The following is a 15,908-nucleotide window of genomic DNA, read 5'->3' on the forward strand; positions in this document are numbered from 1 at the left end:
CTTGTTGCATAATCGCCACAATGCGTTGCATACATCCGACGCAATCATGGCACTAGACGGCGACATGGCCCCGCAGGCACCGACAACAAACCAACCGCTTTTCAGCGAACCCGGCGCTCGTGACGGGCGCCGGCTGCTTGCGCTGCCAGGCGTGATCGCGGTCGTCGGCGCGCTGATGACGGCGGCGATCTCGTTCACCATCCTCGTTGGCGCCACGCCGATCACACCGAACGAGTCGACGACGCTGGCGTTGATTGCCCTCAACGCGGCTTTCGTCCTGATTCTTATCGCGCTGGTCGGGCGTGAGGTGCACCGCATCCTGATGGCGCGCCGGCATGGCAAGGCCGCTTCGCGGCTGCATGTGCGCATTGTCGCCATGTTCGCCCTGGTTGCCGCCATTCCGGCCATCATGGTGGCCATCATCGCGTCGATCACGCTCGACATCGGCCTCGACCGCTGGTTCGAGATCCGCACCAAGACGATCGTCAATTCGTCGCTGTCGATCGCCGACGCCTATGTTCAGGAAAATGCCCGCAACCTGCAGGGTACGACACTGTCCATGGCCTATGATCTCGATGCGTCACGCACACTCTACGGCCTTGATCGTACCGGCTTTCTCGACCTGATGAACAAGGAAGCCGTGGGCCGTTCGCTGGCCCATGCGGCGCTGATCAAACCTGACGGCTCTTTCGTCATGAGCGCCAAGACCGACACGGATTTTGCCATGCCTGAGCCGCCGGAAGGCGCCGTGGCCAGCGCTGCCGACGGCAAGCCGGTGCTGATCGAACCGAAAACGCGCAACATCATGGGCGCCATCGTCAAGCTGCGCGAGATCGAAGGGCTCTATCTCTATACCATTCGCCTCGTCGATCCCGAGGTCATCAAGGCACGCCAGATCGTCAGGTCCAACACCGATGAATATCGGGGGCTGGAAGACAACCGCCGCACCTCGCAGGTGGCCTTCGCGCTGCCCTATCTTTCGCTCACCCTCATCATCATCCTGTCCGCGATCTGGACCGGCATTGCGGTCGCCGACCGTCTGGTGCGGCCCATTCGCCAGCTCATCGGCGCCGCCGACGAAGTGGCGACCGGCAATCTCGACGTCGCGGTTCCGGTCAGGCCCTCGGACGGCGATGTCGCCTCGCTTGGCGATACGTTCAACAAAATGCTTCTCGAACTGAAATCGCAGCGCAACGAGATCCTGTCGGCCAAGGACCTGATCGACGAGAGGCGACGCTTCTCCGAAGCCGTGCTTGCCGGCGTTACTGCCGGCGTCATCGGCGTCGATCCCTACGGCATCGTCACCATCGTCAACCGCTCGGCCGAAGCGATGCTGGCCATATCCGCCAGCGCAGCCCTTGGGCAGAACCTTTCCGCCGTGCTGCCGCATGTCGGCCGCGTCTTCGAAATCGGCCGCAAGTCCGGCAAACCCGTCTATCGCGAGCAGGTGACCTTCTACCGCGCCGGCGCCGAGCGGACCTTCAACGTTCAGATCACCATCGAGGCCGGCGATGACGGCTCGGAGGAAAAGTCCTATGTCGTGACGGTTGACGACATCACCGACCTGGTCCAGGCGCAGCGCTCGTCGGCTTGGGCGGATGTGGCGCGGCGTATCGCCCACGAGATCAAGAACCCGCTGACGCCGATCCAGCTCTCGGCCGAACGCATCAAGCGCCGCTATGGCAAGGTGATTACCGAGGACCGCGAGGTTTTCGACCAGTGCACCGACACCATCATCCGGCAGGTCGAGGATATCGGCCGCATGGTCGACGAATTCTCGGCGTTCGCGCGCATGCCGAAGCCCGAGATGAAGGCCATAGATCTGCGCGAATCGCTGCGCGAGGCCTCGTTCCTGGTCGAGGTCAGCCGCGCCGACATCACTTTCGAGCGGATCTTCGGCAGCGAGCCGCTGAAGGGCACGTTCGACAGCCGGCTGATGGCGCAGGCTTTCGGCAATGTGATCAAGAACGCCGCCGAGGCAATCGACGGATTGGAACAGAAGGATGGTTCGCACGGCATAATCCGGATTCAGGCCGGGCGCCAGAATGGTGTGATTCGAATCGACGTCATCGACAATGGCAAAGGCCTGCCGCGCGAGAATCGCCAACGGCTGCTCGAGCCCTACATGACCACACGCGAGAAGGGCACCGGACTTGGCCTCGCTATCGTCAAGAAGATCGTGGAGGACCATGGTGGCAGGCTGGAACTACACGATGCTCCTGCGGACTTCCACGATGGGCGCGGCGCGATGATCAGCATCATCCTGCCGCCTGCGGCCGCAACGGCTCCGCGCGGCGAAAGCAGGGCGGAAAACGAAAGAGAAACTGAAAAGGTCGGTAATGGCGTCTGATATTCTCATCGTCGATGACGAGGAAGACATCCGTGAACTCGTCGCGGGCATACTGAGCGACGAAGGTCACGAAACCCGCACGGCATTCGATGCCGACAGCGCGCTCGCTGCTATAGCTGATCGCGCGCCGCGGCTGATTTTCCTCGACATCTGGCTGCAGGGCTCGCGTCTCGACGGGCTGGCGCTGCTCGACGAGATCAAGACGATGCATCCGACCTTGCCGGTGGTGATGATTTCCGGCCACGGCAACATCGAAACGGCGGTCTCCGCCATCCGTCGCGGCGCCTATGACTTCATCGAAAAACCGTTCAAGGCCGACAGGCTGATCCTTATTGCCGAACGTGCGCTCGAGACCTCGAAATTGCGGCGCGAGGTTTCCGACCTCAAGCTGCGCAGCGGTGAAACCTTCGATCTGATCGGCATGTCGTCGGCGATGAGCCAGTTGCGTCAGACCATCGAACGCGTCGCGCCGACCAACAGCCGCGTGATGATCATCGGCCCGTCTGGCTCGGGCAAGGAACTGGCCGCGCGCGCCATCCACACGCTGTCGGCGCGCAAGGGCGCGCCTTTCGTGACGCTGAGCGCCGCCAACATCACGCCCGAGCGTATGGAGATCGAACTGTTCGGCACCGAATCGAATGGCGTCGAGCGCAAGGTCGGCGCGCTCGAGGAGGCCCATCGCGGCATCCTCTACATCGACGAGGTGGCCGACATGCCGCGCGAGACGCAGAACAAGATCCTGCGCGTGCTGGTCGAGCAGCAGTTCGAGCGGGTAGGGGGAACCAAGCGGGTCAAGGTCGATGTCCGCATCATCTCCTCCACGTCGCAGAACCTCGAAGCGATGATCGCCGACGGGCGTTTCCGCGAGGATCTTTACCATCGCCTCGCGGTGGTTCCGGTCATCGTGCCGGGATTGGCCGAGCGGCGCGAGGATATTCCCTACCTCGTCGACAATTTCATGAAGCAGATCGCCCGCCAGGCCGGCATCAAGCCGCGCCGCATCGGCGACGACGCGCTGGCCGTGCTGCAGGCGCACAACTGGCCGGGCAACGTTCGCCAGCTGCGCAATAATGTCGAGCGCCTGATGATCCTGGCGCGCGGCGACGACGTCGATGCGCCGATCACCGCTGATCTGTTGCCGGCCGAGATCGGCGATGTCATGCCGCGCACCCCGAATCAATCCGACCAACACATCATGGCGCTGCCGCTCCGCGAAGCGCGTGAGCAGTTCGAGAAGGATTACCTGATCGCCCAGATCAACCGGTTCGGCGGCAACATCTCGAAAACCGCCGAGTTCATCGGCATGGAGCGCTCCGCTCTGCATCGCAAGCTGAAGTCCCTGGGCGTCTAAGCGCGACGTCCGACCAGCCGCGCGTGGTCCAACCATTTGCCGGTTACGCCCGCGGTGGAATCGCATAAGAAAGCCCGAGAATTTCTGAGGGGTCGCCAATGCCGCGCATTGCCTATGTCAACGGGCGCTATGTCACGCACGCCGACGCTGCCGTGCATATCGAGGATCGCGGCTATCAGTTTGCCGACGGTGTCTATGAGGTCTGCGAAGTGGCGCGTGGCTTCATCGTCGACATGCCGCGCCACCTGGCCCGGCTGAACCGTTCGCTGACCGAATTGTCGATCGCCTGGCCGGTCACCTCTCACGTGCTGCCGCTCATTCTGCGTGAGGTGGTCAATCGCAACCACGTCGCCAATGGCCTGGTCTACGTGCAGGTGACGCGCGGCGTGGCCAGCCGCGACTTCGTCTTCCCTTCCGCCGACACCAAGCCTTCGCTGGTGGTAACCGCCAGGAAGGCCGATCCTGCCGCTGGTGCAAAGCGAGCCGAGACAGGCATCGCCGTCATCACCGTGCCGGAGAACCGCTGGGACAGGGTCGACATCAAGACCGTCGGGCTGCTGCCCAATGTCTTGGCCAAGCAGAAGGCAAAGGAAGCCGGTGCGCAGGAAGCCTGGTTCGTCGACACCGAAGGTAACGTCAAGGAAGGCGGCTCGTCCAACGCCTGGATCGTCACCAGGGACGGCGTTCTGGTCACCAGGCCGGCCGAGCATGGCATCCTGCGCGGCATCACCCGCACGACCATGTTCGAAGTGGCGGCCAAGCTTGGCCTGAAGATCGAGGAGCGCGGCTTTTCCGTCGCCGAGGCCAAGACGGCACGCGAGGCGTTCATCAGTTCCGCAACGACGATCGCCATGCCGGTGGTGACCATCGATGGCGACACGGTCGCCAATGGGCACCCCGGCTCAATAACACTTTCGTTGCGGCAAGCCTTTTTTGACATTGCGGAAAAAAGTCCAGCCTGATAACCGCACAGGTGGAATGAACATCAATATATCTCGTTCTGCTTGTCGTTACTGACGACAAGACGGTGTTTGCGAGCTTGACATGCGCCCGTTAATTTGGCGCATTGGCTTGCAAACCGAAGGGGATCGGCGAAAGACAAGAACAATGGCGGAACGATCGCAAAACCTTCAGGACCTGTTCCTGAATTCAGTTCGCAAGAGCAAGAACCCGCTCACCATCTTCCTCATCAACGGCGTGAAGCTGACCGGCGTGGTCACTTCGTTCGACAATTTCTGTGTCCTGCTGCGCCGCGATGGTCACTCCCAGCTCGTCTACAAGCACGCCATTTCCACGATCATGCCGAGCCAGCCGGTTCAGATGTTCGATGGCGAGGAAAGCCAGGGCGCCTGATTGGCACGTGAGAAAGACGCGGACGCCACCGTTCGCGGGAAACCAGCGCATCACCCCAGGACTGAGGCCAAGGGCCCGACCCGGGCCGTGGTCATTGTGCCCGTCCTTACCCGCCACCAGCGCAACGACGACGAGACCAACCGCCCGCGGCTGATGCGTTCGGCTGATGCGCGTCACGACGAGGCCGTTGGCCTTGCCCGCGCCATCAACCTTGATCTGATTCACACCGCGGTGGTGACCGTCAACGATCCGCGCCCGGCGACGCTGCTCGGCAGCGGCAAGGTCGCCGAGTTCGCGGAAATCGTCAAAGAGGGACATGCGGAAGTGGTCGTCGTCGACCATCCGCTGACCCCTGTGCAGCAACGCAATCTCGAGAAAGAGCTGAACGCCAAGGTGCTGGACCGCACCGGGCTGATCCTCGAGATATTCGGCGAGCGTGCACGCACCAAGGAAGGCACGCTGCAGGTCGAGCTCGCCCATCTCAACTACCAGAAGGGCCGCCTCGTGCGTAGCTGGACCCATTTGGAGCGTCAGCGCGGCGGCGCCGGATTCCTTGGGGGCCCCGGCGAAACACAGATCGAATCCGACCGGCGGCAGTTGCAGGAAAAGATCATCAAGCTGAAGCAGGAGCTGGAAACGGTGCGGCGCACGCGCGACCTGCACCGCGCCAAGCGCAGGAAGGTGCCGTTCCCGGTGGTGGCGATCGTCGGCTACACCAATGCCGGCAAGTCGACGCTGTTCAACCGGCTGACCGGGGCGGATGTGCTGGCACAGGACATGCTGTTCGCCACGCTCGACCCGACGCTGCGCCGCGTGCGCCTGCCACATGGCACGCCGATCATCCTCTCCGACACGGTCGGCTTCATTTCGGACCTGCCGACACATCTGATCGCGGCTTTCCGCGCCACCCTGGAAGAGGTGGTCGAGGCCGACCTCGTGCTTCATCTGCGCGACATTTCCGATCCGGACACGGCCGCCCAGGCCGAGGATGTCGAGCGTATCCTTGCAGATCTTGGCGTTGACGCTGGTGATGCCAAGCGGGTGATCGAATTGTGGAACAAGATCGACCGGCTCGACGAAGGCAACCGGACCCGGCTGCTTGCAGACGGCGCCGATGCCAACAAGGCGCCGCCGATTGCGGTGTCGGCGGTGACCGGCGAGGGCATCGATGCGCTGAAGGCGATCATCGAAACGCGGATGGCGGGCGAACTCGAAGACCTCACCGTGACGATCGAGCCGGCACAGTTCGGCCTTGTCGACTGGCTTTACCGCAATGGCGATGTGGTTTCGCGAAGCGACAATGACGACGGCAGCGCCACCATCTCGCTGAAGGCCACGCAAAGCGCGCGCGAAGAGATCGAAAACAGATTGCGTCGTAAAAACAACGGATAATCCGGAGCAGTTCCAGGAAAAGTGTATAGCGGTTTCCGTCGGGAGTTGCCCGAAAAGAGAGACTACTTCGCGGTCTTTGCTTCCTGCCAGAGCGCTTCCATCTCGGCCAGATCAGCCTTGTCCAGCGTGTTGCCGGCTTTCTCCAAAGCCTGCTCGACATAATGGAAACGTGAGCGGAATTTCTCGTTGGTGCCGCTCAGCGCTGCTTCCGAATCGAGCTTGAGGTGGCGACCGAGATTGACGACGGCAAACAGCATGTCGCCGAACTCGTCCTTGATCGAGGCGGTGTCGCCCTTGGCCAGCGCCTCGCGCAATTCGCCGATCTCTTCCTCGATCTTGTCGAGGATGGGTGCTGCCTCGCTCCAGTCGAAGCCGACGCGGGCGGCCTTCTCCTGAAGTTTCAGCGCCCGGGTCAGCGCGGGCAGGGCGACCGGCACGCTATCCAGAAACCCCTTGCCATTGTCTTCGGGATCGAGACCGCGCGCGAGGCGGGCGCTTCGTTTCTCTGCCTTCTCTTCTGCCTTGATCTTTTCCCACATGCCCTTGGCCATGCCGGCGCTGCGGGCCTTTTCGTCGCCGAAGACATGCGGATGGCGTCGGATCATTTTCGTCGTGATGGCTTGCACCACATCGGGGAAGGCAAACTCGCCGGCCTCCTCGGCCATTTGCGCGTGGTAGACGACCTGCAGCAGCAGATCGCCGAGCTCGTCGCGCAGATCGTCGAGGTCGCCGCGCGCGATGGCATCCGCGACCTCATAGGCCTCTTCGATCGTGTAGGGCGCGATGGTCGAGAAATCCTGTTCGATATCCCAGGGACAGCCGGTCTTCGGCGCCCGCAGCGCCGCCATGATCTCGATCAGGCGCGAAATGTCTTTCGATGGCGTCATAGGGCTGATGCTATCCCGCGACCGGCCGCGCTGCCAACGCTGTCAGTTGGCAAGGGGAGATTGTCCACAGGGGGCAGCTCTGCGAAGGTCAGCTGACCAGAGCCTGGACTTCTCGCCGCCGGGCTGTAGTGAAACTTATCCTTCGTTATCAACTCCTTCGTTATCAACGCGCTGCAGGATCGCGCGGTAACGGCTGCACACTGCGGGATCGGCATAGAAGTCCACTTCCGTATCAATGATCTCGTCAAGGCTTAGTCCAAGGTAATGCGCCTTGACTTTTGCCAGGACGTCTTGCGCTTGCTTGATTTCGCCGAGTTCGGAATGGCAGACGACAAGACGAACGAGCGACCACGGAGGTACAGTCGCCATTTTCGCGTAGCAGGCAGTTGCCTCGCGATACCGCCCAGCCGTCGTCAGTATGACGCCACGGAAGTCATCATACCATCCCACAGCGTACGGGTCGCGGCGCTGGGCTTCGTTTATTTCGCTAAGCCCTTCCTCGGGCCTGTCCGTGTGATTGAGGAAAATAGCGCGGATACTAAGAATGAACGGATCGTTCGGATTGAGCGCAACCGCCCGGTCGAGGCTGATTTCAGCTTGCCTGAATTGGCGCAAATACAAGTGAGCGAAGCCGGTGGCGAGGTGCCCATAGGCCTCGTCGGGGTCAAGGCCCAATGCGGTTCTTGCGATCTCCAGTCCGGAATGCAAATGACCGGGATTGTTGTAGTCCCAATAGTACTTGAAGGACTCCACAAAGCTGAGCATGGCGTGGGCGGCAGCAAACCGCGGATCGAGGCTCACCGCCCGGCGCAGAAAGGGTTCTGCTTCGAGCACCGTATCATAGACGGCTGCAAGTTGCAGCGCCCGCAAGTAAAACTCATAAGCCGACATATTGTTGGTCGGCCGGGACCTGGCGCGCGATGCAATCGCTGTTCTGGTCTGTCGTGCCAGACGCGCCGCAATCATCTGGGTGATTTCGTCCTGGATGGCGAAAATGTCGTCGAGTTCGCGGTCGTAGTGTTCGCCCCAGATATGGGCCATCAAGACGGCGTCTGTCAGCTGCACGGTGATGCGAACCCGGTTGCCAATCTTTCGGACGCTACCGTCGACGACATACTGCACGCCAAGTTTCTTTGCCACCTCGGCCACGTCATTGGCCTTGCCTCGGAACTGGAAGGAGGAATTCCGCGCAATGACTAGGAACTCCCTGAACTTGCCGAGCCCGGCGATGATGTCTTCTGTAATCCCGTCGCTGAAATAGTCCTGCTCCGGGTCCCCGCTCATGTTGTGGAAGGGTAGAACGGCAATTGATGGCCTGGTCGGCGCCGCAGCTTCTGCTGTAGCCCCGAAGGGCCTAGGGCCAGCATATTTATAGCCACGGCCATGCACGGTTACGATCATTTCGGCGGGCAGCAGTTTTCGTAGCGCCGAAATGTGGACCTGCAGCGTGTTCTCCTCCACCACCAGGCCGGGCCAGACCGCATCGAAAAGTTCGGTCTTGCTGACCACCTCATCCGGCCTGTCGAGCAACATGGCGAGGATGTCGAAGGAACGGGCCGAAAGCTCCACCGGACCTTTCGGCCCCAGCAACTGCCGTTCGGCGCGTTTCAAACGATAGTTCCCAAACTCCAAGTCCATCGGCAAAGAACCCGTCCTCGCGGGCAAGATAATCCAAGATGACCCTGAAGGCGAACTTCAGGGCCGTTCAGGACTCTTCAGGTCCGGGCCAAGGATTTGAACGGGAACCGGTGTCACTCTCCCCGTCACAGGAGGACACCATGACTGACATGCCCACCCCCATCACCACCCGCCGCCTTAACCTGTCGAAGCCCAGCTTTGCGTGGCTCCAAATCGGCGCATCGCTTGCCGCCATGTCCGGCTTTGTGGGAGATGCACTCAAGATGGCATTCGTGGACCCTTACACGAGTCTCCGTCGCCAGCCGGAGGTCGTCCCGGACGATGATCTTGAGGGTCGGGATCCCACTTGGTGATCTGCTCAAGAGACGGAAAACCGTTTCACACTTTGCCTGGAATTGCTCTAGTCGAGCACCGAGACGATCGCTTTGGCGAGGTCGTCCATGCCGTCCTCGGGCAGGCCGGCGACATTGATGCGGCTGTCGCCGACCATGTAGACGCCGTGCTCGGCGCGCAGCCGCTCGACTTGCGCTTCGGTGAGGCCAAGGCGGGAGAACATGCCGCGATGGCTGGCGACGAAATCGAAGCGGTCGGAATTGGATTGCCGGCGCAGGGCTTCGGCGAACTGGACACGGAGTCTCAGCATGCGCAGCCGCATCTCTTCAAGCTCGGCTTCCCAGTCTGCACGCAAGGCGGCGTCCTCCAGCACGATGCGTACGGCTGCTGCCCCGTGGTCCGGCGGCATCGAATACATGGCGCGCGCCGCCGACAGCATCTGGCTCATTGCCACATCTGCCTGTGCGCCGTCCTTGGCCAGGATCATTGCTGCGCCGACGCGGTCGCGGTAGACGGCGAAATTCTTCGAGCAGCTCGACGCGACGACCATTTCCGGAACTTTCGCCGCCAGCAGGCGCAAGCCGAGGGCGTCGGCCACAAGGCCATCGCCAAAGCCCTGATAAGCGATGTCGACGAACGGCAGCAGCGCGCGCTCGACGACCAGATCGGTAACGGCTGCCCACTGTGCCGCATCCAGATTGGCGCCGGTTGGGTTGTGGCAGCAGCCATGCAGCAGCACGACGTCGCCGCTCTTTGCGGTCCGCAGGGCCGCCAGCATGTCGTCGAAGCGAACAGCACCCGACGCGGCGTCGAAATACGGGTATTCACGGATCTGCAGGCCGGCGGCGCGCATCACCGGCATGTGGTTCGGCCAGGTCGGGTCCGACAGCCAGATGGTTGCGTCCGAACGCGTCCGCTTCAGCAATTCCGCCACCAGCCGCAGCGCGCCGGAGCCGCCAGGCGCCTGTGCGGCGCGGATGCGCGTCATGTCGGCGCCCGGACCGAAGGCGAGCTTGGCCATCACCGTGTTGAAGCCGGTATCGCCGGCAAGGCCGAGATAGGTCTTGGTGTCCTGGGCCTGCAGCAGGCGCTTTTCCGCCTCGCGCACGGCGCGCATAACCGGCGTCTTGCCGTCGCGATCCTTGTAGACGCCGACGCCGAGATCGACTTTGTCGGGGCGCGGATCGGCGCGATATAGGCCGATCAGAGCCAGGATCTTGTCGGCGGGGGCGGGCTGCAGGGTCTCAAACATCGATAGGGCTCCAATGGCGGCGGAGTGATACGCAAATCGGTCGCGTTTCGCCAGCGGTTTTAGCTAGGTGCTCCAGCCCGAGACGGCTGGGAAGCCTGCCCTGCGCGCTCATGGATGAGGGTTTGAAGGGAAACCTATTGATGCGCGTCGGAAATGACCAGCCGGCACGAGCAGAGCGATCACGCATCCTCTGCGCCGGCATGAGCGCTTCCGTGCGTAATTTCGGCCTTGCCTCGGCCAGCGGTCAGCCCCCGCCGGGCCTGTCTTTCACAGCCTGCCGCAACAGACAGGCGACCGCGCCCAGCACCATCAAGGCCAGCCCGAACCATGTCAGGGCATAGACCAGATGGTTGTTGTGGAACGAAACGACCGTCAGGCCGCCGACCGGCCACCCTCCCGGATTGGGCGTGGCATCGGCATCGATGAAATAAGGAGCGACCTGCCCGACGCCTTGCTTGGCGGCGATCGCCTGTACATCGCGCGAATACCAGCGGTTGGCAGCCGGATCGTTGGTGCGCAAGAAGCCGCCTTTCGGTTCGCTGATGCGCAACAGGCCGTGAATTCCGGTGTGATCGCCCGAGGGCTTGCCTGCGAGGCGGGTTGCCGGATCGCGCTTGTCCGTCGGCACGAAGCCCCTGTTCACCAGAATCGTGAAGCCATCATCCGCTCGGAACGGCGCCATTACCCAGAAGCCACCGCCGAGATCGGTGACCGCCTGGACCAGGGTCTCGCGATCACCGAGAAACCGGCCCGTGACGACGAGGCGGCGATACTCGTCATCCCTGGCGTTGATCGCTGGCCAGGCCGAAGGCGCCGGGGCGGCCACGGGTACTGCCTTGAGACGCTGGTCGACACGCTCGATCAGGTCGAGCTTCCAGACGCGGCGCTCCAGCTGCCAGATAACGAGCGCCGAGAACCCTGCGATGCCGATGGCTCCGCAAAGGCAAAGCATCAATAGCGTCCATCTCGAACGCGTAACCCTTTGGCCGTCGCCTGTAGTCGGATGCGGTGTCGTCCGCGCCTGTTCGTCCAAAGCCAGGTCCCTCTCTCAGGGTATCTGACTCATGTCATGGCCGGGCATCATGTTGACGTTCAGATGGTACATGACCCAGAGCGAGCCCGTCAGCGCGATCATCACCAGGATGAGGGTGAAGATCAGCGCCATCATGGTCCAGCCGCTCTCCGACCTGGTGTTCATATGCAGGAAGAACACCATGTGGACGATGATTTGCACGACGGCGAAGGCCATGATGGCAATCGCCGACGCCATCTGATTGCCGAGCGCGTTGGTCATGACCAGCCAGAAGGGAACGGCGGTCAGCACGACGGACAGGCCGAAGCCTGTCAGATAGCCGGCCAGCGAGCCGTGATTGACGCCGTGATGCGCGTGGCTGTGGTTGCTGGTGTCTGTTTGGTGCCCGGCGCTCATCGCAACATTCCCATCAGATAAACGAAGGTGAAGACGCCGATCCAGATGACGTCGAGGAAGTGCCAGAACATGCTCAGGCACATCAGGCGCCGCTGGTTCGCGGCGATCAGCCCATGCCTGGAGACCTGCACCATCAGCACCACCAGCCAGACCAGGCCGAAGGTGACGTGCAGGCCGTGCGTTCCGACCAGCGTGAAGAACGACGAAAGAAAGCCGCTGCGCTGCGGCGTCGCCCCCTCGTGGATGAAATGGGCGAATTCGTAGAGTTCGATGCCGAGAAAGGCGAGGCCGAACAGGCCGGTGATCACCAGCCACACCTGCATCGGTCTCACTCGCCCTTTCGCCATCTCCAGCATCGCGAAGCCGTAGGTGATGGAGGACAGGAGCAGCATGGTGGTGTTGAGCGCGACCAGCGGAAGATCGAACAGGTCCTTCGGCGCGGGCCCGGCGGCGTAGTTGCCACCGAGCACGCCGTAGACTGCAAACAGCATCGCAAAGATGAGGCAGTCGCTCATCAGGTAGATCCAGAAGCCGAGCATGGTGCTGCTGCCGCTCTCGGCATGGCCGTGGTCGTCTTCCAGGTGGAAGATCGTGTCGTCGATCACCGTGTCGGCGTGTGCCATGGTGCTCATCCCGCCTGGCTGGTGGCTGCGAGCAGGCGTGTCCGCTCGTCCTCGACGCGGGTGACGTCGCTGGACGGAATGTGGAAGTCCCGGTCGTAATTGAAGGTATGCGCGATGGCGTAGCCGATCAGAGCAACGAAGCTGACGATCGCCAGCCACCAGATGTACCAGATGAGCGCCACGGCAAGCACCACGCTCAACCCAGCCAGAATGACGCCGGCTCCGGTGTTGCGCGGCATGTGGATGTCGTGGAAGCCCGTCAACGGACGCTGGTAACCGCGATTCTTCATGTCCGCCCAGGTGTCGAGATCGTGGACGACCGGCGTAAAGGCGAAATTGTAGGCCGGGGGCGGCGACGAGGTTGCCCATTCGAGTGTACGCCCGTCCCACGGATCACCGGTGTCGTCGCGAAGCTGCTCGCGCCGGCGCACGCTGACGAAGATCTGGATGAGGAAGGACAGGATACCAAGCAGGATCAGGAAGGCGCCAAAAGCGGCGATGATGAACCAGATCTGCAGCGAGGGATCCTCGAAGGTGCGTAGCCGGCGCGTTACGCCCATCAGGCCGAGGATGTACAGCGGCATGAAGGCGAACCAGAAGCCGACCACCCAGAACCAGAAGGACATCTTTCCCCAGAACGGATCGAGCCGGAAGCCGAATGCCTTGGGGAACCAGTAGCTGATACCGGCAAACAGGCCGAACAGCACGCCGCCGATGATGACGTTGTGGAAATGCGCGACCAGGAACAGGCTGTTGTGGAGCACGAAGTCGGCCGGCGGAACCGCGAGCAGCACGCCGGTCATGCCGCCGACAGTGAAGGTCAGCATGAAGGCGACTGTCCACATCATCGGCAGTTCGAAGCGGATGCGGCCGCGGTACATGGTGAACAGCCAGTTGAATATCTTGGCGCCTGTCGGGATCGAAATGATCATCGTGGTGATGCCGAAGAACGAGTTGACGCTCGCTCCCGACCCCATGGTGAAAAAGTGATGCAGCCAGACGAGATAGGACAGGATGGTGATGACGATGGTTGCGTAGACCATCGAGGTGTAGCCAAAGAGCCGCTTGCCGCAGAAGGCCGAGGTCACTTCGGAAAATATGCCGAAGGCCGGCAGGATCAGGATGTAGACCTCGGGGTGGCCCCAGATCCAGATCAGGTTCACGTACATCATCGGATTGCCGCCGAAGTCGTTCGTGAAGAAGTTGGTGCCGACATAGCGGTCGAGAGCCAGCAGGGCCAGCACCGCCGTCAGCACCGGGAAGGCGGCGACGATGAGCACATTTGTGCAGAGCGCGGTCCAGGTGAAGATCGGCATTCTCATCATGGTCATGCCAGGCGCGCGCATCTTGACGATGGTGCAGACCAGGTTCACGCCCGACAGCAGCGTGCCGACGCCCGCCACTTGCAGCGCCCAGATATAATAATCGACACCGACATCGGGACTGTAGCCGATACCCGACAGCGGCGGGTAGGCGAGCCAGCCGGTGCGCGCGAATTCGCCGACGAACAGCGACATCATGACGATGACCGCGCCGCCGACCGTCATCCAGAAGCTGAAATTGTTGAGGAACGGAAACGACACGTCGCGCGCGCCGATCTGCAGCGGGACGACGAAATTCATCAGGCCCGTCACCAGCGGCATCGCCACGAAGAAGATCATGATGACGCCGTGCGCGGTGAAGATCTGGTCATAATGATGCGAATTGAGATAGCCTTCCGAACCGCCGAAGGCCATCGCCTGCTGGAGCCGCATCATGATGGCGTCGCTGAAGCCGCGCAGCAGCATGACGATGCCGAGCACCATGTACATCACACCGATGCGCTTGTGGTCGACGCTGGTGAACCATTCGCGCCACAGATAGCCCCAGAGCTTGAAATAGGTCAGCGCGCCGACGAGGGCGATGCCGCCCAGCGCGACGACTATGAAGGTCGCGACCACGATGGGCTCGTGCAGCGGCAGCGACTCGAGCGTAAGCCGGCCGAAGATCGCCTTGAGAAGAGCAGGATTGTCGAACATGTCTTGCGTGGCGCCTCAGGAGTTGAAGGGCGACCGAAGCGTGCCGGTTGCGGAAGGTGACGGCAGTCGGATCGACAGGGGCAGTGGCCGTTGCAGACCAGCGCCGACTATCGGCGTCGAGGTCATCGGCGTGGCGGATTGATCAGCCTTCGAAGCGGCCAGTGCTTCTTCGGTCGTGCATATGCTGGCGACATAGGATGGGGCAGGGCCGAATATCGTGCCGCGCCGGGCGAACTTGTCATACAGCAGCGGAAGGGTGTTGCGGATGCCGGCCATTCCCAGACCGCCCTTGGCATCGATCTGCGACATCTCGCTCATGCACATCTTGCCGGGCTCGACGCACATGTTGAGGATCGCCTTGTAGAGATCGCTATCCACCGCCGCATAGTGGCGCACGGGTTGGTTCTCACTGGGCTGTTCGAGCTCCAGATAGCCGTTTCGGTCGAGCTTGCCGCCGCTGTCCTTTGCCTTCGCGATCCATGCCTGGAAACCGGCATCCTCGAGGCCGTGGAACGCGAAGCGCATTCCCGAGAAGCCGGCGCCGCTGTAATTGGCAGAGAACCCTTCATAGTCGCCGGACTTGTTGATGACAGCGTGCAGCCTGGTTTCCATACCCGGCATCGCATAGATCTGGCCGGCCAGTGCTGGAATGTAGAAGGAGTTCATCACCGATGCGGAGGTAATGCGAAAGCTGATCGGCCGGTCGACCGGCGCAGCCAGTTCGTTGACCACGGCGACGCCGTATTCCGGATAGATGAACAGCCATTTCCAGTCGAGCGCGACGACTTCGACCTCAAGCGGGCGCACGTCCGGCGGCAGCGGCTTGCCGGCCGCTACACGTCCGATCGGACGATAGGGGTCGAGCAGATGGGTGCCCATCCAGGTCACCGCGCCCAGGCAGATGATGATCAGAAGCGGCACAGCCCAAATGACGAGTTCGAGATGGGTCGAGTGGTCCCAATCCGGCTCGTAGCGCGCCTCGCGGTTGGACTGGCGGTATCGCCAGGCAAAGAATATGGTGAGAGCCATCACCGGTATGATGACGATCAGCATCAGTGCCGTGGACACCATCAGCAGGTCGCGCTGCTGCTCGGCGACGTCGCCGGCAGGGTTCAGGACGACCATGCTGCAGGAGCCGAGCGATGCCAGCAGGGGCAGCAGGAAAAGGGTACGGAGACGGCTCAATGTATGACCTGTCGGTTGTTCCCCCCAGTGCTAACCGTACCGCGGCGATGAAGGCATTGGACAATTTGTCCAATGCCGCAATGACGCGGCAGGCGTC

At 62.0% G+C, this 15,908-nt stretch carries 14 protein-coding genes; 6 read left to right on the forward strand and 8 right to left on the reverse strand.

Going from position 1 to position 15,908, the window contains the following annotated elements; all coding sequences use genetic code 11:
• Positions 1 to 64: 64 nt before the first annotated feature.
• From AC0NIL_RS19155 to hflX, 5 genes are all read left to right on the forward strand, one after another.
• Positions 65 to 2,350: a sensor histidine kinase NtrY-like gene (locus AC0NIL_RS19155; RefSeq protein WP_024505196.1), complete on the forward strand. Its 2,286-nt coding sequence runs from the start codon at positions 65 to 67 to the stop codon at positions 2,348 to 2,350.
• Entirely contained in the window at positions 2,340 to 3,701 is a 1,362-nt protein-coding gene (gene ntrX, locus AC0NIL_RS19160) for a nitrogen assimilation response regulator NtrX (protein WP_013531496.1), read from the forward strand. The genes AC0NIL_RS19155 and ntrX overlap by 11 nt, the downstream gene beginning before the upstream one ends.
• A 98-nt stretch (positions 3,702 to 3,799) precedes the next feature.
• Positions 3,800 to 4,663 (forward strand): D-amino-acid transaminase, encoded by an 864-nt coding sequence (locus tag AC0NIL_RS19165; RefSeq protein WP_027163475.1) that lies wholly within the window; start codon positions 3,800 to 3,802, stop codon positions 4,661 to 4,663.
• A 145-nt stretch (positions 4,664 to 4,808) separates the two neighbouring features.
• On the forward strand, positions 4,809 to 5,054 hold the full coding sequence (gene hfq / locus AC0NIL_RS19170; protein ID WP_006202172.1) for an RNA chaperone Hfq: 246 nt from the start codon (positions 4,809 to 4,811) through the stop codon (positions 5,052 to 5,054).
• A complete protein-coding gene (gene hflX, locus AC0NIL_RS19175; RefSeq protein WP_473574087.1) occupies positions 5,055 to 6,446 on the forward strand; it encodes a GTPase HflX in 1,392 nt (463 codons plus the stop codon).
• Positions 6,447 to 6,508: 62 nt separating this feature from the next.
• On the opposite strand, the gene mazG is transcribed toward hflX, so the two are convergent.
• Both mazG and AC0NIL_RS19185 read right to left on the reverse strand, forming a co-directional pair.
• A complete protein-coding gene (mazG, locus tag AC0NIL_RS19180; RefSeq protein WP_013531500.1) occupies positions 6,509 to 7,333 on the reverse strand; it encodes a nucleoside triphosphate pyrophosphohydrolase in 825 nt (274 codons plus the stop codon).
• A 135-nt stretch (positions 7,334 to 7,468) separates the two neighbouring features.
• The gene (locus tag AC0NIL_RS19185; protein ID WP_245465125.1) at positions 7,469 to 8,944 is read right to left on the reverse strand and encodes a winged helix-turn-helix domain-containing tetratricopeptide repeat protein; all 1,476 of its coding nucleotides are present in this window, start codon (positions 8,942 to 8,944) and stop codon (positions 7,469 to 7,471) included.
• Between the two features lie 167 nt (positions 8,945 to 9,111).
• Here AC0NIL_RS19185 and AC0NIL_RS19190 point away from each other — a divergent pair, with 167 nt between their 5' ends.
• Positions 9,112 to 9,324 (forward strand): hypothetical protein, encoded by a 213-nt coding sequence (locus tag AC0NIL_RS19190; protein ID WP_473574088.1) that lies wholly within the window; start codon positions 9,112 to 9,114, stop codon positions 9,322 to 9,324.
• 47 nt (positions 9,325 to 9,371) lie between these two features.
• On the opposite strand, the gene AC0NIL_RS19195 is transcribed toward AC0NIL_RS19190, so the two are convergent.
• From AC0NIL_RS19195 to cyoA, 6 genes are all read right to left on the reverse strand, one after another.
• Entirely contained in the window at positions 9,372 to 10,556 is a 1,185-nt protein-coding gene (locus tag AC0NIL_RS19195) for an amino acid aminotransferase (protein ID WP_473574090.1), read from the reverse strand.
• Positions 10,557 to 10,800: 244 nt separating this feature from the next.
• Positions 10,801 to 11,508, reverse strand: coding sequence for an SURF1 family protein (locus AC0NIL_RS19200; RefSeq protein WP_473574091.1), 708 nt, complete (start codon positions 11,506 to 11,508; stop codon positions 10,801 to 10,803).
• A gap of 96 nt (positions 11,509 to 11,604) precedes the next feature.
• Positions 11,605 to 11,985: a cytochrome o ubiquinol oxidase subunit IV gene (gene cyoD, locus AC0NIL_RS19205; RefSeq protein WP_013531503.1), complete on the reverse strand. Its 381-nt coding sequence runs from the start codon at positions 11,983 to 11,985 to the stop codon at positions 11,605 to 11,607.
• Positions 11,982 to 12,608 (reverse strand): cytochrome o ubiquinol oxidase subunit III, encoded by a 627-nt coding sequence (gene cyoC / locus AC0NIL_RS19210; protein WP_013531504.1) that lies wholly within the window; start codon positions 12,606 to 12,608, stop codon positions 11,982 to 11,984. Before cyoC ends, cyoD begins: the two co-directional genes overlap by 4 nt.
• A gap of 5 nt (positions 12,609 to 12,613) precedes the next feature.
• Positions 12,614 to 14,626 (reverse strand): cytochrome o ubiquinol oxidase subunit I, encoded by a 2,013-nt coding sequence (gene cyoB, locus AC0NIL_RS19215; protein WP_024505201.1) that lies wholly within the window; start codon positions 14,624 to 14,626, stop codon positions 12,614 to 12,616.
• A gap of 15 nt (positions 14,627 to 14,641) precedes the next feature.
• On the reverse strand, positions 14,642 to 15,811 hold the full coding sequence (cyoA, locus tag AC0NIL_RS19220; RefSeq protein WP_013531506.1) for a ubiquinol oxidase subunit II: 1,170 nt from the start codon (positions 15,809 to 15,811) through the stop codon (positions 14,642 to 14,644).
• Positions 15,812 to 15,908: the final 97 nt, after the last annotated feature.

It is taken from the genome of Mesorhizobium sp. WSM1343 (assembly GCF_055901535.1).